Origin of the sequence: Psychrobacter aquimaris (genome assembly GCF_016107525.1) — a bacterium.
Classification (GTDB): domain Bacteria; phylum Pseudomonadota; class Gammaproteobacteria; order Pseudomonadales; family Moraxellaceae; genus Psychrobacter; species Psychrobacter aquimaris.
The window spans coordinates 236,953-256,488 of record NZ_JABASR010000003.1 but is presented as its reverse complement, the minus strand read 5'-3'; the positions used below and the strand labels follow the sequence as shown (position 1 = coordinate 256,488).

The window sequence follows — 19,536 nt, the reverse complement described above, 5'->3', positions numbered from 1 at the left end:
TAATTTTTTGATTGGGCGCACTATGTCAGACACTGCAACGATTACTTCAGCAAAAAACTCATCTCATAAACTATCTAGTAACCTGTCTAACAAGACGGCAATTGATACTGCCACGCTATTGATTAAATGCCGTGATCAAGCCGGTATCGTGCAAGCGGTATCTGAGTTTATTCATCGCTATGGCGCTAATATCATCACGCTAGATCAGTATTCAACTGCTCATGAGGGCGGTCAATACTTTATGCGTTTAGAATTTGCTTTGGCAGGGTTGAGCGAGATTATTGATAATTTTGAAGCCAGTTTTGCACATACGGTAGCCAAGCGCCATAACATGGCGTGGCGTTTACATGATAATGCGATTAAGACGAAGGTTGGCATTTTAGTCTCAAAGTTTGATCATGCATTGTTAGATTTGTTATGGCGGCATCAGCGAGGTTTACTTGATTGCGAGATCACCTCTGTTGTCAGTAACCATGAAGACCTGCGCCAAGCGGTAGAAAACTTTGGTATTACTTTCCATTATGTGCCAGTGACTAAAGACAATAAACCAGAGGCAGAAGAGCAGATTCATATGCTGATGGCAGGCAATGATTTGCTAGTGTTGGCGCGTTATATGCAGATATTGTCGTCTGATTTTGTCAAGCGCTGGCCGATGCAAGTCATTAATATTCATCATTCATTTTTGCCTGCGTTTGTGGGAGCTGACCCTTATCGTCAAGCTTATGATAAAGGTGTGAAACTCATCGGCGCGACCGCGCATTACGTCACCGCTGAGCTTGATCAAGGCCCTATCATTGAGCAAGATGTGCACCGAGTCACTCACCGTCAAGGAGTGACGGAGCTGCGCGCTATTGGCCGTGATATCGAGCGTAATGTCTTGGCACGCGCTGTGAACTGGCATGTACAAAATCGCGTGATTGTAGCGGGTAATAAAACCGTGGTTTTTAATTAGCCTTTAATTAGAGCGATTTCAAATTGGGAAGGGCTCGTTAAAAGAAGGTTAAAAAAAGCCGCGAGTATTATTCATTAATACTCGCGGCTTTTTTCTAAACCTATTGCTATTGCAAAGCGGATTTTATAGCAGCATCTCTAAGACAAACTTGCTGCCCACAAAGCCAATGGCTAATAGGATAAAAGCATAAATAGTAATGTTGGCGGCACGTTTGCCACGCCATCCAGCACGCCAGTTACCGACTAGAAGTGCCCCAAACAATAACCAAGACAGCAGGCTAAATACGGTTTTATGCACAATATGCTGTGCCATCAAGTCTTCCACATAGATAAAGCCAATGCCCAATGCGATACTCAGCAGGACAAAACCGACCAACAGCATATCGAATAATAGACTTTCCATACTTTGCAGTGACGGTAGTTTGTTGACCCAAAACCGATGAATAGAATGATGCTTGAGTTCCCGTATTTGTAAGCGCAAAAATAGCGCTTGCACCGCTGCCATCAGCAGCACACAATAGGCGGCAAGTGATAGTAATATATGAGCTTCAAGCCCAATACTGATATTCGTAATGGGTTGATAAGGAGCACGGCCAATATAGCCAACTGTCAACCCTACCAATGCTGTTGGCGCTGCCAGTATGCCCAGACTAACAATAGGGCGATATAAACAAAATAAAAAATAGAAGAACAAAAATAATAAGCTGATTAAGCTAACGATATTAAAAAGATTGAAATTTAGCCCGTAAAGCGTAACAACATAAGGGTAAAGTAGCGCCGCATGCGCGAGCATGCCGACCATCAGTAATCCCAAACTGACGCCTTTATGGATAGGCTTATCCCGAGTCAGCGCCCAACTGAGGTAAACGCTGACTAAGATATAAGCTAGGCTAGCAAGTAAGAATGCAAGGTGCACAGATATAATGCCTCATCTCATACTGAGCGCAAAATAGCCGCTCAATTTAATGCTAAAGTGGTATTATCGGAATGATTAGAATAATCGTCCAATTTATCATAAAATGGGTGCCAATTGAGCACCATCTTGCTTATTACTTATAAATGCTTGGCTGAGTTTGTTTGAATAAGCGCTAATATGCATAGATCATAAAGCGATGCGTCAAGCTTAGGTAATGCTATATTTGCAAAACCATTATAATTTTGGCGTCGTATTGATGCTATAGTATTGATAATATAGTGTTTTTTTATAATTGCTTTTATCAAGATACGATTGGATATTTTGCGGTATTCCCTAATAATATTTATCAGCCATTTGAGCTGAAGCCAGTTTAACTAAGTATTGTTTTAAGTAAGCATTATTTTAAGTAAGTATTGTTTTCACCAAGAATTATTTTAACTGAGAGTTATTTATGTTTGATACCTTAACAGAACGCTTATCGTCGAGCCTGCGCAATATCGTCGGTACTGGGCAGTTGACCGAAGACAACATCAAAGACACCCTGCGTGAAGTGCGTATGGCGCTACTAGAAGCCGACGTCGCGCTACCGGTCACCCGTGACTTTGTAAAGCGCGTCAAAGAGCAAGCGCTTGGTGCAGAAGTACTCAAAGAGTTAGCACCAGGGCAAGCCTTTGTAAAAATCGTCCATGACGAGCTGACTGAAATGATGGGCAGTGCTAATCAGCAGCTTGAGATGACGGGTAAGCCACCAGTTGTTTATCTATTGGCTGGTTTGCAAGGGGCGGGTAAAACCACAACGGCTGGTAAATTGGCGAAGTTTTTACAAGAGCGTCATAAGAAAAAGGTCATGCTAGTATCCGCTGACGTCTATCGTCCAGCGGCGATTGCCCAGCTTGAGCAAGTGGCAGGTCAAGTGAATGCCAAGTTTGTCAACTCAAGCACTGATGAAAACCCGATAGATATCGCGTTGCGTGCTATCGAGGAAGCCAAGATTCAATATCAAGATATTCTGATTATTGATACTGCTGGTCGTTTGCATATTGACGATAGCATGATGGATGAAATTAAGGCGTTAACTGCAGCGGTCAATCCGTCTGAAACGTTATTTGTCGTTGATGCGATGACGGGTCAGGATGCGGCCAATACCGCCAAAGCCTTTAATGATGCGCTGCCATTAACGGGTGTGATTTTAACTAAGACTGATGGTGATGCTCGCGGCGGTGCGGCACTTTCTGTACGTGCGATTACTGGCAAACCGATTAAGTTTTTAGGTCGCGGTGAAAAATTAGATGCGTTAGAGCTGTTCCATCCTGAACGTATCGCCCAGCGTATTCTTGGTATGGGTGACGTACTGAGTTTGGTCGAAGAAGTTGAACAAAAAATCGACCGTGATAAAGCCGAAAAAATGGCGAAAAAGATGCAAAAGGGCGGCGATTTCGACCTTGAGGATCTATTAACCCAATTCCAACAAATGAAAAGCATGGGCGGCATGGCAGGTTTCTTAGATAAGATGCCAGGTATGGGCGGCTCGGATATGCAAAAAGCGGTCGAAGATGCCAAGCCAGAAGAAAAAGTGCGTGAAATGGAAGCATTGATTAATTCAATGACGCCTTTTGAGCGCAAAAACCCTGATAAGATTAATCCTAGCCGTAAGCGCCGTATTGCCGCAGGTTCTGGACGTGAGATTCAAGACGTCAATCGTTTGCTCAAACAACACAAGCAAATGGCAAAAATGATGAAAATGATCTCTAAGCCTGAAGGCATCAGTAAAATGATGAAGTCAATGCAAGGGCTAATGGGTGGCGGCGGTGCTGGTGGCGGCGGTGGCGGTCCTTTATTTGGCGGCGGCGGTCAGCAAGGCGGTGTTAAGGACGTGAACCCACAACAAATGGCCAAGCAGATGGGTCTGGATCCAAACAATATGCCAAGCACTGAAGAGATGCAAAAACAAATGCAGGACATGCAGAATCAAGCGCCAAAGAAGTTTAAAACCCGTTTTTAAATGGTCTTTGATTAAATGAGCAATTAGGGCGTGTCCTCATTTTGAAAATGATGATAAAAATGAGATAACTTGTAGTCAAGCAAAGAAAATAGCGCAGATAATATCGAGATATTACCTAGTTGTTTGACGACGTTTGGCAAAATTTAGCTATTTTTAGCCCATTTAGATAACAATTTATTGCATTGAGGACACGCCCTAGTATTAATAAGCAGTTGTTAATAAAAACCCCGAGGCGCAAGTCGCTTTGGGGTTTTTCACGTCTGTCGTGTTCTAATAAATATTGATGGATTAAGTATGAAAATTTAGAAATTAATAAAATTTGCCTATCCTAAATGCTATGATAGGCGCTGTTTTATAATGCTAAGCGAATAGGCCGAGTTTATGATGTTTTTAGCAATGGATACCGTGTTTGATCAGTGTTCGATCGCGATTTTAGATGCCAGTGGTCAAGTGCTATCGAGTCATACGGAGACGGGTAAACGCCAGCAAACCCAGCAAATTCTGCCGATGATTGACGCCGCTTTGTTTGAGGCTAAGCTCAACCTTGCTGATTTACAAGCCTTGATATTTAACCGCGGCCCTGGTGCATTTAGCGGCATAAGAATTAATACGGCAGTGGTACAAGCGTTGTCTGTCGCCCATGATATTCCTTGTGTGGGGGTCTCAAGCCTACAAGTGATTGCGCAAGCGGCGTATCAAAAATATGGTTTGACCGAAGTGTATAGCGCCCTTGATGCGCGTATGCAGCAAGTTTATTTTGGGCAATATGTGCTAATAGATAGCCTTATGCAGGCAGTTAATCAAGAAAATGGCGAAGATACCGAGCAGTTGCTCGATTATGACAGCCAGACGGTGCTTAATATTCCTATCGCTGGTAATGGTGCGCCGCTATTAACATTACATGACGGTCAGATAATTCAGGCAGATATTCACCCTGACGCTACTGTGATAGGGCAGCTTGGTGTTGCTCAATTTATGGCGATAGGCGGCACAGAAGCCTCGCAAGCTTTACCAAAGTATCTTCGCAATCAAGCGTGGAAAACACTGAAAGAGCAAGGTAAAGCGTAGCCATCGTCAGCGATATATAAAATAAAAAAATACTCTAAAAACGGTATTAACCAACAGGTTCATATTTAGGAAAGCCATCGTGGATATCATTTTATTAATTCAAGCTGTCATCATGGGTATCGTTGAAGGTATCACTGAATTTTTACCCATCTCTAGCACTGGCTACTTGATTTTATCAGCGGATTTGATGGACTTTTGGACCAAAGAAAAAGTTGATTTGTTTGTGGTGGTGGTGCAGCTTGGTGCTATTTTAGCGGTCATTTATGATTATTGGGGCAGACTATGGCAAGCGCTTATGGGTTTGCTGACAGGCAAAGCTGAAGGCATGAGTAATCCAAGACAGCTTGGACTTAGCTTAATTGTGGCGACTATTCCAGTGATGATCGTTGGTTTTACCTTCGCTGATGAGATTAAATCATATTTATTTAATCCCATCGTCGTGGCAATTATGCTGATTATCGGTGGTTTATTGATATTCTATGTAGAAAATCGCCCTAAAACGATTATTGCGCAAGAAGCTGAGGATGTGGGTCTAAAAACAGCCTTGATGATAGGTCTGTTTCAATGTCTGGCATTGATACCGGGAACATCGCGCTCAGGCGCGACGATTATTGGTGCGCTATGGCTCGGTGTCTCACGTAAAGCTTCCGCTGAATTTTCTTTCTTTTTGGGTATTCCAGTCATCATGGGCGCGGCATTATTGGATTTGCTGAAGCATCATGATGTATTGACCAATAGCGAGGATTGGCTGGTATTAGGTATAGGTACGGTGGTGTCATTTATCGTTGCCTTACTCTGTATCCGTTTGCTAGTAGAATGGGTCAGTCGTCGTGATTTTAAAATATTTGCGTGGTTACGCATTATTACTGGCGTTATTGTATTAATAGCGGCTTGGGGCTTTGGTTATCAAATGGCAGGCTAGAGCCGATTGTAGGAATGGGTCTATAAGCCGCGAATAGGAAAGTAGAGATGACCGCTTCACGCCAAGGGTTCAAAGAGAGTAGTAATATTATGCACTGCCAACTATGCTATGTCAGCGAGTCGCAGCATAGTCAGGTCGCAGGCATACAAGCGCTGATAACTACCTATCAACTACCCATCATTTTAGACACTGAGCTGTTTACCGATAAGCTCAGTCAAAAACGTCGCCAGCAAATAAGTCAGACAGCTACCCAACCTATATTGCTGTTGGATGAAAAAAACAAGCTATCATGGCTGAGCGATGGGTTAAGCGTTGCACCAGAATGGGATAAGCTGCAACGCCGTGTGGTGAGCGCGGGGCGTAAGTCTGAATTATTATTACAAGCTGCTAAAATAACATCGGATAGTCATGTTATCGATGCCACAGCAGGCTTTGGTCATGACAGTTTGATATTAGCCAGTACGGGTGCACAGGTCATTATGCTCGAGCAGCAGCCCTTGATGGCATTGTTATTGTTAGTAGAGCAGCAGCGTATGAGTGGGCTAGCAAATTGGCAAAAGCTGATGAGCCGTCTGCATATTATCAATACTGATGCGCTTGGTTATTTTGCAACTCTAGCAGCTGATACAATAGATGACACTAAAGAAGTAGATACGAAAACAATTGATGTGGTGTATCTGGACCCTATGTTTCCGGAAGACAGTTACCAAGATAGCAAAACGGGTAAAGGTGCTAAAGTGGGCAAGCATATGCAAGCATTACACCAATTGGCTAGCCCACCAACGCTAGAACAAGAAAAACAGTTGCTACAAAGTGCGCAAGCAGTAGTCCGTCAAAACGGACAAAACACACAAACACAGGGGCGTGTGGTCGTTAAGCGTCCGCAATTTGCGCCGTTACTTGCGCATCAACAACCAAGTGAGAGCTGGCATAATGAAGCCGTACGCTTTGATGGTTATTTTGTTTGATGGCTGTTTTTTATACTAATGAGTGCGCTGAGTTAGCATATGCAGTTAGCAAGTTTATGTTTGCAAAATTGAGAATGATTGGATTTAGGAGCAGGGAATGTCGACGCTAATTATTTGGATCATGGGTGCAGGGTTATTATTAATAAATATCATTTTGCGCACCCGAATATTAAGGCTGGAAGCCCGTTTAAAAGAGTTCAGTCGTCCTGAAGATTATTTGGCCTTTTTGCGTCAACAAGCCGTACAAAAAGACAAAATTCCTGCCATTAAAGCCTTACGCAAGCAATATCCTGAGCTATCGCTCATCGAAGCAAATAAATTGTGGCAACAAATTCATTAGTTCGTCAATTTATTAATGCAATCTAGTAGTTTTCAGAGATTTATGAAAATACGCATACAGAATATTCTATCAGTGATAATTAAAATACCATGACATTCAATGACAAACTACACGCCTACCTGCAGCTGACGCGCTTTGATAAGCCAGTAGGTATTGAGCTATTGCTATGGCCAACGCTATGGGGCGTGATGTTGGCGGCGATGGGTCAGGCGCAACAGCAAGGGGTGATGGCAGGTCTACCTAGCCTTAAAGTATGGGTAATATTTGCCCTTGGCGCGATTTTTATGCGGGCGGCAGGTTGCGCGATCAATGATTTTGCCGATCGTAAGGTCGATGGTCATGTGACTCGCACGAAAGGACGTCCATTAGCTGATGGACGTCTGTCTGCTAAAGAAGCAATCGCTGCTTTTTTAATATTGGTATTACTCAGTGCCGGCTTGCTGTTCTTTTTGCCAATTGCGGTATTTTACTGGTCGCTTGGTGCAGTGCTATTGGCGTTTATTTATCCATTCATGAAGCGTTTTACCCATTTGCCGCAAGTGTTTTTAGCCGCCGCTTTTGGTTGGGCAATACCGATGGCGTATGTAGCGATACAAGGCGCGCCTGATATTTGGTGTTGGCTGTTATTTGTCGCTTATATGTGTTGGACCGTGGCTTATGATACCCAGTACGCTATGGCTGACCGTGAGGATGATTTAAAAATTGGAGTCAAATCAACGGCGATATTATTTGGTCGCTATGATGTGATTATTATCTCGCTGCTACAAACATTATTTTTGCTTATTATGGGTGCGGTCATTTGGCATTACTTTGCACCGACAAGCTTAGGCGTGACGCCAGTATTTGGCTTGGCGTTAGTTGCGATGATGTTTGCTAAACAGAACAGCACTTGTGCTACTCGTAATGCTAGAGCCTGTTTTCAGGCGTTTTTAGCCAATATATGGGTAGGGCGTTATATCTTTGCTCTCATCGCAATCGCTTGTCTATGGACGACTTTTAATGGATAACTTTAAGAAGCTCTCAAAGTCAAAAGCGAAAAGGAATTCTGATGCCAATGCATCTGTCATAGATTACCAAGCAAAGCTGACTGAGCATGGGCTAACACGCGAACAAGTGATCGCCACCGAGCGTAAATTAGCTAAGTTTGCTAATACGATGGATTCGCTGGTACGTGTGCCTTTTACCAAACAAGGCATGGGTGCTGATGCGGCGCTTTCGACGATTCCGCTGGCAGGAGATTTAGCAGGACTGGCTTTAACCAGCTATGCTTTTATATTAGGGCGTCAGCTGGGGGTGCCAGCACATAAAATGACGCCTGCCGTCAGACTGGCACTCATTGATATGGTCGTTGGTATCATACCGGGTATTGGGACGCTGCTTGATATTTTTATTCGCCCCAGTCGTAAGACCTTAGGCATCGTGCATGAGCATCTGCACGATGAATATGGCATTACTGAAACGATGCACATGGATCGGCCGTTTTTGCATCAATCGCTAGAAGACCAACAGCAGCAAAGTCACTTTTGGCGCAATCCAATCGTTGCGTGGTTGTATTTGCACATTCCTGATCTGTTGGGATTAATCGTTATTGTGGTGGTTGGTTGGGGACTGTGGGCAGTAATCAGTTGGCTGGTCAGTCTGTTTGGAAAAGTAACTGGATTTGGATAGAGAAAAGTTAATAGCATTAAAAAGGCGGCAAATACCATAAATATTTGCCGCCTTTTTAATGCTTAAGAGATTTCTGTTACGTAACTTTTTAAAAGATTTTAAGTTGTATTTTTTAATTAATTACTCAGTGATGACTTCTGCTTCGGCACTGACTGCATCAAAGCTAGTGACTTTATTATTTTTAATAAAATCAATACTGCCACCGCCCGCATGACTGACCAGTTGGATACTGCCATCGGTTGATCGATAAGTCGGGTTGTTACCTTGACCTTCTGGTGCGCTTAGTGTCATTTTTGGTTTATTGGGTAGGGTAACGATAGCATTGAGTACGCCTGCTGCTGAGGTTTCAAAAACGACAGAGAGTGATTCACCAGCCGCATTTTTATAACGGACATCAGTAATTTGCGCGCCTTTAATGGCTTGTTCTGGATTTGGTGCTGGGGCAGTATTGTTTGCTGCCGAGTCTGTTGCACCAAGGTCATTTTCTAGCTCAGTTAAGCTCACATCTGGTTCTGGGCTAGTAGTTTCAGCGGTATTTCCTGCTTCATCAGCAACGGTAGGCGTATTGATGTTAGAGGTCACAGGTGTTGATTGTAGTGCTACTTCTGGAGGTCTCTCATTGTCTGTCTCAGGCTCTGGTGTTTTTTGGCAAGCACTCAATAGTGAGATACTCAAAAAAATAGCAGTAACAACCTGAAAATACGGTTTTGATTTTGCAACTGTAAGAGCATAGACTTTCATAATAATACGGCTATCCATTGGTAGAGCTTTTATTTAAACATAGTAAATCACGTAAAACCATCTACAATTAAGATCAATAATTTCCCATTCAACGTCAAACGACTCTGACACTGGAAAGTCAATTTTTGGTGCGATTTTAGCGAGCAGCAGCTCTAATGTTTGACAGACACTAAACCTTTGACTAAAATTTTTTAAGTAAGCGGTGTCTGCAAGCGTATGCGATTTGGTGACAGGCGCGCAAGCATCGCTGTTGATAAGGGGGCAAATACTCCTAACATCATATCTGTTAACGCTTCGGCACATATTGGCGCAATGGCATACCCTTTAGCACCCATGGCACTCATCACCCAAATTCGTTTACTGTCTGCTAGTACGCCAACGATGGGATGATAATCAGGTGTTTGCGTGCGAATACCCGCCCGTCCTTGCCACAAACTGAGATCTGTTGGAATGACCGAGCCCATCTCGGGAATGGCAGTCACTAGTTTTTCGCGGCTAATCTGATGCTCTTCTTGGCGGATATCTATGTCGGTATCATTACGTATAAAGCTTGCGCCTAGTAAAAACTGAGGTTGCTCTTCTACAACAGTGTTCAATTGTCCATCGCCTGCTTGCGCGGTAAACAACGCACAGTAGCCACTGTATTTAAGTGGTATTTTGGGTAAAATTTTGAGCTGCTCGATTGTGGGCGTAAACCAAGAAAGCTGACCGCGAATTTTACGACAATCAAAAATACGCTTGTCCAGCTGATGACTCTCAAAAGCCGCACAAATTACCACATTATCAGCGTTAATGGATATCGCCTGCTTATCCTGATTATTGCCTTCAATACAAACACTTGCTTCTGTTTCGCTAATACTCTTAACGTCTACTTGCTGAAAGTGGATGAGCGGATGCATCAGGATAGTAGCTTTTAATGCTTGTGGATTGACCAAGCCAGACTTTGGTAAATATAAATTCTCTGATAAATCCTGTGTTTTTAACCCGCTGACATTTTGCGCCTGCTCATAGGATAATGTCGTGGCCATCTCATCGGGATAATCAGCAATTTGCTCTGTGCCAATGTTGGCTTTCATAAGCAGATCAAGAGCGCCTGTTGGTTCAAGTATTGGCACTAATCCTGATTTTTCAGCGTCTATATTTAAGCGTCGATATAGCCGACTGCTATAGAGATAGCCTATGGTATGCAAATGTTCGTCGACATGATGAATGGGCGTCATCTTGGGTGCAAGTAGGGCGCGAGGGTTACCTGATGCGCCCGCCAAAGGCGCTGATTTATCTAGCAAAGTGACTTGAATACCACGATTAGCTAGCGACCAAGCGGTTAGCAGTCCTGAAACGCCAGCACCAATGACAATGCTATGGGCGTTATGAGCAGGTTGATTGTAAGTGTGGTCAGTAGAGTCGCTATTGCTCTCTTCTAGCTTTGCAGCGTCAGTCATGATCGCCGTTAGCATTTCTCGCTTTCGTCCAAAGCCTTTCACTTTTTTAATCTGAAAGCCGCAATCTTGTAGCGCACGCTTGACGATACCGGCACAGCTATAGGTGGCAGCAGTCGTATTGGGGCATGATAAGCGCTGCATTTGTGCAAAAATACTATCCGCCCACAAGGTACTATTGCAAGAGGGCGCAAAACCATCTAAAAACCAAGCGTCAACATAAGGTGCATGCGAGCTAGAAGGGTTATTTGCCAGTTTGGCTAAGCTCTCAGCAGCATCACCCAACCATATATCAACGGTCAAATTATCATCAAAGAAATTCAAACGATGGCAACCCGCGATAAGAGGCGGATAGGCCTCCAGCAATAGCTCGATCAGTGTTGTCAATTCAGGCGCGCGCTGTCCCCATAATGCTAGTATTTGGGTAAGGTCGGCAAGGGGTATCGGGAACTTTTCAGTGCTAATAAAATGCAGTTTTGCAGTTGCTAACTTTGGATTTTGTGCGCGTAACTGCTGCCATAGCTGCCACGTAGCAAGAAAATTCAGTCCAGTACCGAAGCCCAGTTCAGCAATCGTAAAGCATTGCTTTGGCGCAAGATTGGCCAGTCGTTCAGGCAGTTGGTTATGTGCCAAAAAAACATGACGCGACTCTGCTAAGCCATCAGCGTGCGAGAAATATACATCACCAAACTCTCCAGAGACCGGCACCATATTACCAGTATCATCCATCTGCCAATCAATCTTGGCAGGGGTGATATTTGATGAGTGGGTGCTTAGTAACTGAGTGTTTTTAGAGGGCGTAGAAGAAGATGTATAAATATCTTTTGATTCGAACGTGGATTTAGACATAGACAGTCACATAAGATAAATCAATAAAAAGTGCGTGGTACTAGCTACCAGCGTTCACGGCGGACAAACACCAGCCAAGAAACAAAAATACCGACCAATAAACTGATTAAGACCGTGAATGCACCGTATAAAAAAATCTGACCTTTGCTCTCGTAGACCAAAACATTCACTTGAGTTTGCAAGTCATTCAACTCGCGCTGCAACTGTGCATTACGGCTTAAAAGTTGCTGATTGGCATCAGATAATGCCTTCTCAGATGGTTGTAATTGCGCCGCTAATGTATCGCTGATATTCATCACTGAGTTTTTTGTTGGTTGAGCGTTCGGTATGGGTTGCGCTGGCACGGGTGTCGTGATGGCTGGATCAGCCACATCGATAGTCGTCACTGTTGGCGCAGCCTGTACTGAAACAGCCGCCATAAAAATCACGCTAACAATGCTAAGCTGATAAGAGCGACTCTTTAACAAAGATAGGCACTGATTCACGATTTTGCTACTTTAACTGATGCGTTGTCATCAGCTTTCGGCAATGTATGGATAAAGGGTCTAATATCTACGTGACTGTACACGCCATCACGTAAGTAAGGCTCATCGTTTGCCCATGCTTGCGCTGCTTCTGCAGAGTCAAAGTCAGCAATAATCAAGCTGCCTGACATCTCGTCTTTGCCATGCTCGATGGGTGTTGGGCCAGCGATGATCAGTCGATTGTCATGATCTAAAGCTTGCAAGCGTTCGACATGTTCAGCGCGGGTAATATGACGTTGTGCGCTGCTATTAGCCACGTCATGACCAATAATGGCAAATAAGGACATGAGACTTCCTCGATTAATAAAAATTATGATTAATTTAAAGTTTTTTGCTCAATGCGCCCTAGCTAATTGCGATTAATGATTGTCACTATTGGCATTTAGAAATAGCATTGGCTATATTATAAAATGATGAATTGAGTATTATTTGCTGGTTTTATCTGTTAGCGCAGGGTTGAGGTGCTTTTTTAATACGGCAAACTGGGCGATGACGAATACCAACATAATCGGAATCCAGCCATAAGTTTTAAAGTTAATCCATGCCTCATCTGACATCGTAAACGCTGTGATATAATGCAGTATACCCATAAAGGCAAAAAACAGTGCCCAAGCGAGAGTGAGTTTTTTCCAGCCACTCATCGTAAGCAAAAAAACATCTTTCATCGCTAGCTGCATCAGTGGCTTATTAATCGCAGCACTCACCAAAAGTGTTAGTGCAAAGATACCGTTGATAATAGGTGACTTCCAACGCAGATAGATATCATCACGCAACAATAAAGTACCACCACAAAACAAAATGGTTAATAGTAAGACAACCCATTGCTGTTTATCAAACGTGCCTTTTTGGCGAATAAAATGAATGGCATAAACGATGATGGTGGCGATGAGCAACGCACCAGCCCCCGCTAGGATACCACTGTAGCGAGCAGCAATAAAAAAGGCAATTAAGGGAATAAAGTCTAATAAAGCTTTCATATCAAAGGGGATGTCCGACAAAAACGTATGGGGTAGTTTACACGTCTACTGCACCAAAAAAAAGCAATCAACACGATAATCATGCTATATCACGGGCTTGGGTAGCAATACCTGATTATTATGACTCATAATCGTGACGACTACCAAATATAACGGCTCCTTACCAATGCGCTCATTTTTTATTTTCTACACTTTTAATTTTTAATGCTAAGGCTTCTCTTATGAAAATCGATTTACATTGTCACAGTACTTGCTCCGATGGTACTTATGCACCAACGGAAGTAGTACAGCGTGCCCATGCGGCCGGCGTCAATGTATTGGCATTGACCGATCACGATACGCTGGCAGGAATTGATGAGGCGCGTGCGGCTGCCATTGCCTGCGATATGCAGCTGATTAATGGGGTCGAGATAAGCTGTGAGCACACGCTCAGTGGTGGTTATGGCAAAAATAAATCAACCAATAAAATCATCCATGTGCTGGGGCTCGATTTTACCGATCGCGAAAAAATGCATGCAACGCTGCAGCAATTACAGGATAGCCGCGCCACTCGTGGTCAACGAATCACTGAAAAGCTCAGCGAGCTATTAGATATTAACTATGATGAGCTGTGGCAAGCCGTACTTGATAAAGCTGGCGGCAATCCGCAAGCAGTCGGGCGTGCGCATATTGGTCAAGTATTGTTTGAGCGCGGTGAAGTCAAGACGGTACAAAAAGCCTTTGATAAGTATTTAGCAGATAATAAGCCCGCTTATGTAGCAATCGAAGCGCTCACGATGCAGCATGGGATTGAGCTGATTCAGGCTTGTGGTGGCAAGGCAGTGTTGGCGCACCCTACGCGCTATCAGCTTTCAGCCACCCGTGTGCGTAAGCTGATTGAGGAATTTGCTAATCTTGGTGGTGATGCCTGTGAGCTGCCAGCGACCAGTGAACCAATCAGCACGCGTAGAATGGTTGATCGCAGTATCGCTGAGCACAATCTTGTCACCTCGATCGGCAGTGACTTTCATGGTAGTAATATGCCGTGGCGTCGTTTGGGTGATGTACCGGCATTGAACCCTGAGCAGCAAGGGGTTTGGCAGTCTTTTGCGATATTGTCTTAGTCTAACGTCAATTGCTGGCTAAGGTGTTAAAAGTCGCCTAACCTGAAGTATCAATTGATAAGCTAGTCAAAAACAAGGCGTCATATGTTGATGTACAAAGCCATTAAATAGGTTGATAACTGCGACAAAAATCGCCACACTAGATGTGTGGTATTAATTTTTATAAATAGAGTTGTCGGTGTTAAATCTCACCTAGTTTACAAAGTGTAGTATTGATACTCGCTTTCTTATCTACTCCAGTTTTTGGAAATGGTAATAAGGTAAAAGCTTATACCATTTATTATTATTGTTGATTTAGGCTTTTGATTTTTACTTAATTGTTTTCATTTCGACTTAATAACCTTCACTCTTGCGGTAGCCCTATTATGGCTTTATCGATATCCCATCTAGGCTACAACAAGCTTTCTCAAGCAATTTTTGAGTGGCAAGCTGCTGATAGAACCTCATTATTAGCTTCATTTATGGTGATGGAAGTGTCTTTACACTGGCTGTGGTGTTTGTTCGTTTGGTGGCGCCGCGATGTTTATGATACCTATGTCGATATAGGGCTGCTTTATCCACTATGGTTTGGCGTGACACTGGTGGCTTTATTTTTATTATGGATGACAACTCACTTTTCACCTATCAAAAAAAACAATCGTAATTTGTATAAATGGCAAGGCATACTAATCACTGTCTATAGTGTCTATATCGCAATTGTTATTTTAGTGTTAGGGCATAGTAGTTTGGTAGCTGGCGTTTCCTTAGTAGGCGGTGCAATGCTAGGGATGATGCTTATACGTCGGCGCTATGTATGGCGAGCGTTTTTAGGGCACGTAGCCATCATTTTAGCAGTCACATTTATTCCTTATTTTGGCGTCACTTTGCCCAATCTACGTCAAATGACCCTTACAGTTGTTCCTCTCGATACTTATAGTTATATCAACTATAGTGAAATGACGATGATCGAAAACGCCATCTCTGCCTCTATTTTTAAAAATGGCACGCTACATTGGGACAGTGTTAATCAATTGCGTCGATCTTCCGCTTTTTTTTGGCGTTCGACACATATTTATATGGCGCTACCAAAAGCTATTTTTATCATCTATATGTTTCGTATCTTGTTACTAATACTAGATGACAGTAAAAAAGAAATTTTGCAGCATGCTAATCAAGATGAGTTAACCCAACTAAAAAGCCGCCGTTATGGTCTGACGCAAATGAAGCAGGTGCTGAAGTCAGTAGAAGATCATCAAGACATCAGTATTATTTTATTGGATTTGGATTGGTTTAAGGATGTCAATGATAGCTACGGTCATGAGGTAGGGGACCGAGTTTTGGTGGAGGTTGCGCAGACGCTCTTGCAGTCTTTAACTGATGAAACAATCGTGAGTCGCTATGGCGGTGAAGAGTTTTTGATTGTATTGCCAGATACGACTCACGATACAGCTATGATAATTGCTGAACAATTACGGCGCGTTATTGCTAAACATGTCATCACGGTCGATGACAGTATTATCTTTAGTGTGACCGCCAGCTTGGGACTATATACACTGACCCATGACGAGCGTACTTGCATAAAACAAGCCTGCGAAACTCTGAACAAAAAAGAAGCAGCGCAGTCGCTTGCTAAACCGCAAAGAATTAGATCATACAGCAGTAAACACGGGAGTCGCCAAACGCCTACAGCGCAGCTACCTCACGATATTTGCCAGCGCTTAATTTGTATGGCGGACAAGGCTTTATACGAAGCCAAAGACTGTGGACGTGATCAAGTGGTGAGTGCCAACGAGATGTTGGCAGAAAACAATACTATTGCGGCGCTCTATGGCACATAACTAGCTGCCATCGTTTAAGGATCGAATACGCTTTAGTATATTAATTGTTTTGTTACGCTTGCCAAGACACTCGTCGCAAAACTACCTGTCGTTAAAGTAAAGCTGAGTATCAATGTTTGCGCCTCATCTTTATCCTGCCATTCCCAAGATAGCGCTTCAATAGGTAGGCGCAGCGCGCGTCGCTGTGCTTTTATATCGCGCTGCTCTAAGCCATTTGCCAAGCGAGCTAGTAGCGGATTTTGCTGAATCACGTTTTTTTCAATATTTGCCGCCACGCCGCTGACTTTATCATTATCCTTGCCCCATAACGCAGCAGTGGGATGAATATCACCCGTCTCAAGGCGTGTACGCAACGTGTCGTCTATGGCGTCGCTAGTAAATATTGATCCTGAACCCTCTAAGTTAAACACTTCACCTGCCAGCCCAGTATTCCAACTACCACCACGCACTCGTGCTGCCAATATCTCATTAAAAATCAAGCTGCGTGCGGCAGACAATTCCATCGTGTTTTGCTCACGTGGTGCGTGCTTGCGTTTGCTCTTTTTGGGTTGTGGTCGACTTTGTTGCGGTGGGCGCGCAAACAGTGATAATGCTTCTCTGACATTATTGCCATTTCGTCCAAAGCGCTGAGGACCAAAATAATTGGGTACGCCAGTTGTAGCGATGTTTTCTAAATGCCGCTCGACATCTTGCTTTGCCGATAATAGTTGCTCAGGCACTGGCAATGTTGTATCAAAATCAGCAAAGCGGATATCACGCAAGGTGATGATAAATTGATTGGCGCGATGCGTGCCGCGATTGAGCTTTTTATTATGCCATTGCTGGTCGAGGATAGTGACCGATTCATCAGCTCCGATATCGACTGGTGCAAATTCAGATATTGGTAATTGCTTTTTTGGTATTCTTAAACTAAACCACTGCGTTGTCAAGGCATGGCGATCTTTCAGGCCTGAATAACCAACATCGCGCAGAGGAATCTCTGCCCACTCTGACAGCAGTTTGGCAAGATAAGCGGTATTCATCCCTGATTTTTGGATATGCAGCCATAAATGCTCACCTTCGCCTGTGAATTCGAGCGGCAATAGCTCGTTAACGATAAAGTCTGTTGCGTGGGCTTTATAGGTTGCTTGCTGTACAGGCGGTTGAATAGGCTGCGGTAACTGCGCAGTATCCGTCGCTGCGGTAATATCGACACTTGCCATATCAAACTGCTCATTATTAAACGACCCATTAGCAGGTAACTCGTTATCAGGTTGAGTGCTTTCAAGAGCAGATTGAGGGCTGGCGTTCATATCGGTTATGTCATCACGAGAAGTCATAAAGTCGTCTTTTATGTTGAGGATAAGAGTTAAAAAGAATGGGTAAGCATAGGGGTTAACAGTTAAAGATTACGTTTTGCAACGCAGGAAACATACAAAAAAACAGCGTGTGTGAAAGTGTCTTGCTACTATCAATGCGTAGCGTTTTAAAAAAGCATTTAAATAAACACATCGAGAACAACATTTTTCGTTGAAACTGGCTGATGCGATATGGTTATTTTCAACACGTTTGATTCAGGAAACCATTATAACTGTTAAGGAAGACTTATGACCAATGCAACGATTCACACAGTGACTATTAATAAGGCCGATATTGCCAGTGGCGGCATGAAATCGTACAAGCAAGAGGATGATAGTATCATTTTAATTACCCGCGACGACGATGAGTTTCAGGCGTTTGATGGTAAATGCCCGCACGCAGGCGCAGATTTAGGCACAGGCTTACGTTGTGGCAATCGTGTGGTCTGTCCTTGGCATCATGCGACTTTTGATAGCCGCGATGGGACGCTATTAGAGCCAGTAGCGACAGCAGGCTTGACTCAATACGAAGTGACCGATAATGGCGACAGCTTGACGGTGAATATCTCAGCCAAGATAGATAAACAGATTGCAAATGATAAGCTTATCGATACGCATACGTTCATCGTGGGTGGTGGCGCAGCAGGTTTTATGACGGCGCATCAGCTGCGTAACACTGGCTATGGCGGCAAAATTACCTTGATTAGTGCTGATGACAAGGCTCCTTATAACCGTCCATTATTGTCCAAAGCATTTTTAGCGGGCAATATGCCTGAAGAAAAGCTTCTACTGGGCGGTGCAGATTGGGCGAGCAAACACGATATTCATTTGCGCTTGAATCAAACCGTCAGCGAAGTATTGCCCAATGAACGTACGATTGTCATTAAAGATAAAACTGGTCATAGTGACAGACAAACCGCTGATTTCTTAGTGGTTGCAACAGGTGCTGAGCCAAAGATTCCTCCCTTTAAAGGGGCTGAACTTGATGGCGTTTATACCTTACGTAGTATGAATGATGCCAAATTGATCAAAGCGGCCAGTCACGATCAGCGTGTGGTGATTGTCGGTACTGGCTTTATCGGTATGGAGGTCGCTTCCGCATTGGCACAAGCAGGCACGACGGCTTCTATTACGGTCATCGGACAAGACCATCGCGTGATGGGAAATATCGTCTCTGAAACCGTCAGTAATGCGCTGATCAAGCTGCATGAAGAAAATGGGATTCAGTTTGTCTTTGATGCCAGCGTGACCGAAATCGTTGAGGTCGAAAAAGCGAATGAGCATAGCGGCAGTAATTTTTCGCAAGTTGGTGCTATTAAATTAGCAAATGGTGAGCAAGTCGATGCAGACATCGTCATTTTAGGGACTGGCGTAGCACCACGTACAGAATTGTTCGAGGGAGTAAACGCGCCAGATGGTGTGCAAGTGGATGAGCATTTGCAGCTGCGTGAGGGTGTTTATGCATTGGGCGATATTGCGAAAGCTTCTGGACAAATGGGGCGCATGCGCATCGAACATTGGCGCGTGGCTTTGCAACATGGCTTAGTGACTGCGGCTGCGATATTAAATGATGATAGTGTCAACTCGCTCGCCGCGCGTATCCCTTTCTTTTGGACGATGCAATATGGCAAGAGCCTACGCTATAGTGGGCATGCGAAGACACCTGATAATAATATCTTGTTTGGTTCGCCAGATACGTTAGATTATATCGAATACTACTTTGATGATGTTGGGGAAAACACACGTGCTAGTGCGGCTAGCACTTTAGGGCGTGATAAAGAGTTGGTTGCCTTTTCTGAACTACTCCGCCGTGGTCATGCACCAACGCGTGCACAGCTCAATGCAGGATTTAATATTATCGACCAAGCACAGGCGTTATCGCCCTAGTACTCAAAACGGATACATATTACTATT

The 19,536-nt window shown here is 43.8% G+C and carries 18 protein-coding genes; 11 read left to right on the top strand and 7 right to left on the bottom strand.

Features of this window, described 5'->3' with window-relative positions; all coding sequences use genetic code 11:
• Positions 1 to 22: 22 nt before the first annotated feature.
• Positions 23 to 952 (top strand): formyltetrahydrofolate deformylase, encoded by a 930-nt coding sequence (gene purU / locus JFC10_RS04420; protein ID WP_227685937.1) that lies wholly within the window; start codon positions 23 to 25, stop codon positions 950 to 952.
• Between the two features lie 123 nt (positions 953 to 1,075).
• Here purU and JFC10_RS04415 read toward each other — a convergent pair whose 3' ends face one another.
• Positions 1,076 to 1,867, bottom strand: a complete 792-nt coding sequence (locus tag JFC10_RS04415) for a cytochrome C assembly family protein (RefSeq protein ID WP_193011803.1) — start codon at positions 1,865 to 1,867, stop codon at positions 1,076 to 1,078.
• 451 nt (positions 1,868 to 2,318) lie between these two features.
• Here JFC10_RS04415 and ffh point away from each other — a divergent pair, with 451 nt between their 5' ends.
• From ffh to JFC10_RS04380, 7 genes are all read left to right on the top strand, one after another.
• A complete protein-coding gene (gene ffh / locus JFC10_RS04410) occupies positions 2,319 to 3,869 on the top strand; it encodes a signal recognition particle protein (RefSeq protein WP_198331840.1) in 1,551 nt (516 codons plus the stop codon).
• Between the two features lie 384 nt (positions 3,870 to 4,253).
• The gene (gene tsaB / locus JFC10_RS04405; protein ID WP_198331874.1) at positions 4,254 to 4,937 is read left to right on the top strand and encodes a tRNA (adenosine(37)-N6)-threonylcarbamoyltransferase complex dimerization subunit type 1 TsaB; all 684 of its coding nucleotides are present in this window, start codon (positions 4,254 to 4,256) and stop codon (positions 4,935 to 4,937) included.
• Positions 4,938 to 5,016: 79 nt separating this feature from the next.
• Positions 5,017 to 5,859: an undecaprenyl-diphosphate phosphatase gene (locus JFC10_RS04400; protein WP_193011799.1), complete on the top strand. Its 843-nt coding sequence runs from the start codon at positions 5,017 to 5,019 to the stop codon at positions 5,857 to 5,859.
• A 47-nt stretch (positions 5,860 to 5,906) separates the two neighbouring features.
• Positions 5,907 to 6,827, top strand: coding sequence for a class I SAM-dependent methyltransferase (locus tag JFC10_RS04395; RefSeq protein ID WP_227686022.1), 921 nt, complete (start codon positions 5,907 to 5,909; stop codon positions 6,825 to 6,827).
• Positions 6,828 to 6,924: 97 nt separating this feature from the next.
• Positions 6,925 to 7,167 carry a hypothetical protein gene (locus tag JFC10_RS04390; RefSeq protein WP_198331839.1) on the top strand — a complete coding sequence of 81 codons (243 nt, stop codon included), beginning with the start codon at positions 6,925 to 6,927 and terminating at the stop codon, positions 7,165 to 7,167.
• Positions 7,168 to 7,256: 89 nt separating this feature from the next.
• Positions 7,257 to 8,174, top strand: a complete 918-nt coding sequence (ubiA, locus tag JFC10_RS04385; protein WP_198331838.1) for a 4-hydroxybenzoate octaprenyltransferase — start codon at positions 7,257 to 7,259, stop codon at positions 8,172 to 8,174.
• A complete protein-coding gene (locus JFC10_RS04380; RefSeq protein WP_198331837.1) occupies positions 8,167 to 8,835 on the top strand; it encodes a DUF4112 domain-containing protein in 669 nt (222 codons plus the stop codon). Before ubiA ends, JFC10_RS04380 begins: the two co-directional genes overlap by 8 nt.
• A gap of 120 nt (positions 8,836 to 8,955) precedes the next feature.
• Here JFC10_RS04380 and JFC10_RS04375 read toward each other — a convergent pair whose 3' ends face one another.
• The 5 genes from JFC10_RS04375 to ispZ all read right to left on the bottom strand — a co-directional run bounded on the left by JFC10_RS04375 (position 8,956) and on the right by ispZ (position 13,365).
• Positions 8,956 to 9,594 carry a hypothetical protein gene (locus JFC10_RS04375; RefSeq protein WP_198331836.1) on the bottom strand — a complete coding sequence of 213 codons (639 nt, stop codon included), beginning with the start codon at positions 9,592 to 9,594 and terminating at the stop codon, positions 8,956 to 8,958.
• A 173-nt stretch (positions 9,595 to 9,767) separates the two neighbouring features.
• Positions 9,768 to 11,864, bottom strand: coding sequence for a tRNA (5-methylaminomethyl-2-thiouridine)(34)-methyltransferase MnmD (mnmD, locus tag JFC10_RS04370; protein WP_198331835.1), 2,097 nt, complete (start codon positions 11,862 to 11,864; stop codon positions 9,768 to 9,770).
• A gap of 44 nt (positions 11,865 to 11,908) precedes the next feature.
• Complete coding sequence (locus tag JFC10_RS04365) at positions 11,909 to 12,283, bottom strand: hypothetical protein (RefSeq protein ID WP_226914419.1); 375 nt, start codon at positions 12,281 to 12,283, stop codon at positions 11,909 to 11,911.
• A 62-nt stretch (positions 12,284 to 12,345) separates the two neighbouring features.
• The gene (locus tag JFC10_RS04360) at positions 12,346 to 12,675 is read right to left on the bottom strand and encodes a YciI family protein (protein WP_198331833.1); all 330 of its coding nucleotides are present in this window, start codon (positions 12,673 to 12,675) and stop codon (positions 12,346 to 12,348) included.
• 138 nt (positions 12,676 to 12,813) lie between these two features.
• Positions 12,814 to 13,365: a septation protein IspZ gene (ispZ, locus tag JFC10_RS04355; protein WP_193011785.1), complete on the bottom strand. Its 552-nt coding sequence runs from the start codon at positions 13,363 to 13,365 to the stop codon at positions 12,814 to 12,816.
• 221 nt (positions 13,366 to 13,586) lie between these two features.
• Here ispZ and JFC10_RS04350 point away from each other — a divergent pair, with 221 nt between their 5' ends.
• Both JFC10_RS04350 and JFC10_RS04345 read left to right on the top strand, forming a co-directional pair.
• Positions 13,587 to 14,468: a PHP domain-containing protein gene (locus tag JFC10_RS04350; protein ID WP_198331832.1), complete on the top strand. Its 882-nt coding sequence runs from the start codon at positions 13,587 to 13,589 to the stop codon at positions 14,466 to 14,468.
• A 365-nt stretch (positions 14,469 to 14,833) separates the two neighbouring features.
• Positions 14,834 to 16,285, top strand: coding sequence for a GGDEF domain-containing protein (locus JFC10_RS04345; protein WP_198331831.1), 1,452 nt, complete (start codon positions 14,834 to 14,836; stop codon positions 16,283 to 16,285).
• A 32-nt stretch (positions 16,286 to 16,317) separates the two neighbouring features.
• On the opposite strand, the gene truD is transcribed toward JFC10_RS04345, so the two are convergent.
• Entirely contained in the window at positions 16,318 to 17,487 is a 1,170-nt protein-coding gene (gene truD / locus JFC10_RS04340; protein ID WP_227686023.1) for a tRNA pseudouridine(13) synthase TruD, read from the bottom strand.
• 384 nt (positions 17,488 to 17,871) lie between these two features.
• Between truD and JFC10_RS04335 the strand changes: the two genes are divergently transcribed.
• Positions 17,872 to 19,509, top strand: a complete 1,638-nt coding sequence (locus tag JFC10_RS04335) for an FAD-dependent oxidoreductase (RefSeq protein ID WP_198331829.1) — start codon at positions 17,872 to 17,874, stop codon at positions 19,507 to 19,509.
• The last annotated feature ends 27 nt before the right edge of the window (positions 19,510 to 19,536 follow it).

Excerpts from the sequence above, each read along its gene's own strand:
- ispZ (WP_193011785.1), bottom strand. The coding sequence starts at position 13,365 with ATGAAAGCTTTATTAGACTTTATTCCCTTAATTGCCTTTTTTATTGCT.
- JFC10_RS04345 (WP_198331831.1), top strand. The coding sequence starts at position 14,834 with ATGGCTTTATCGATATCCCATCTAGGCTACAACAAGCTTTCTCAAGCA.
- tsaB (WP_198331874.1), top strand. The coding sequence starts at position 4,254 with ATGTTTTTAGCAATGGATACCGTGTTTGATCAGTGTTCGATCGCGATT.
- JFC10_RS04365 (WP_226914419.1), bottom strand. The coding sequence starts at position 12,283 with ATGGCGGCTGTTTCAGTACAGGCTGCGCCAACAGTGACGACTATCGAT.
- JFC10_RS04350 (WP_198331832.1), top strand. The coding sequence starts at position 13,587 with ATGAAAATCGATTTACATTGTCACAGTACTTGCTCCGATGGTACTTAT.
- JFC10_RS04380 (WP_198331837.1), top strand. The coding sequence starts at position 8,167 with ATGGATAACTTTAAGAAGCTCTCAAAGTCAAAAGCGAAAAGGAATTCT.
- ubiA (WP_198331838.1), top strand. The coding sequence starts at position 7,257 with ATGACATTCAATGACAAACTACACGCCTACCTGCAGCTGACGCGCTTT.
- JFC10_RS04390 (WP_198331839.1), top strand. The coding sequence starts at position 6,925 with ATGTCGACGCTAATTATTTGGATCATGGGTGCAGGGTTATTATTAATA.
- JFC10_RS04360 (WP_198331833.1), bottom strand. The coding sequence starts at position 12,675 with ATGTCCTTATTTGCCATTATTGGTCATGACGTGGCTAATAGCAGCGCA.
- mnmD (WP_198331835.1), bottom strand. The coding sequence starts at position 11,864 with ATGTCTAAATCCACGTTCGAATCAAAAGATATTTATACATCTTCTTCT.
- JFC10_RS04335 (WP_198331829.1), top strand. The coding sequence starts at position 17,872 with ATGACCAATGCAACGATTCACACAGTGACTATTAATAAGGCCGATATT.
- JFC10_RS04375 (WP_198331836.1), bottom strand. The coding sequence starts at position 9,594 with ATGGATAGCCGTATTATTATGAAAGTCTATGCTCTTACAGTTGCAAAA.
- JFC10_RS04395 (WP_227686022.1), top strand. The coding sequence starts at position 5,907 with ATGACCGCTTCACGCCAAGGGTTCAAAGAGAGTAGTAATATTATGCAC.
- purU (WP_227685937.1), top strand. The coding sequence starts at position 23 with ATGTCAGACACTGCAACGATTACTTCAGCAAAAAACTCATCTCATAAA.
- truD (WP_227686023.1), bottom strand. The coding sequence starts at position 17,487 with ATGGCAAGTGTCGATATTACCGCAGCGACGGATACTGCGCAGTTACCG.
- ffh (WP_198331840.1), top strand. The coding sequence starts at position 2,319 with ATGTTTGATACCTTAACAGAACGCTTATCGTCGAGCCTGCGCAATATC.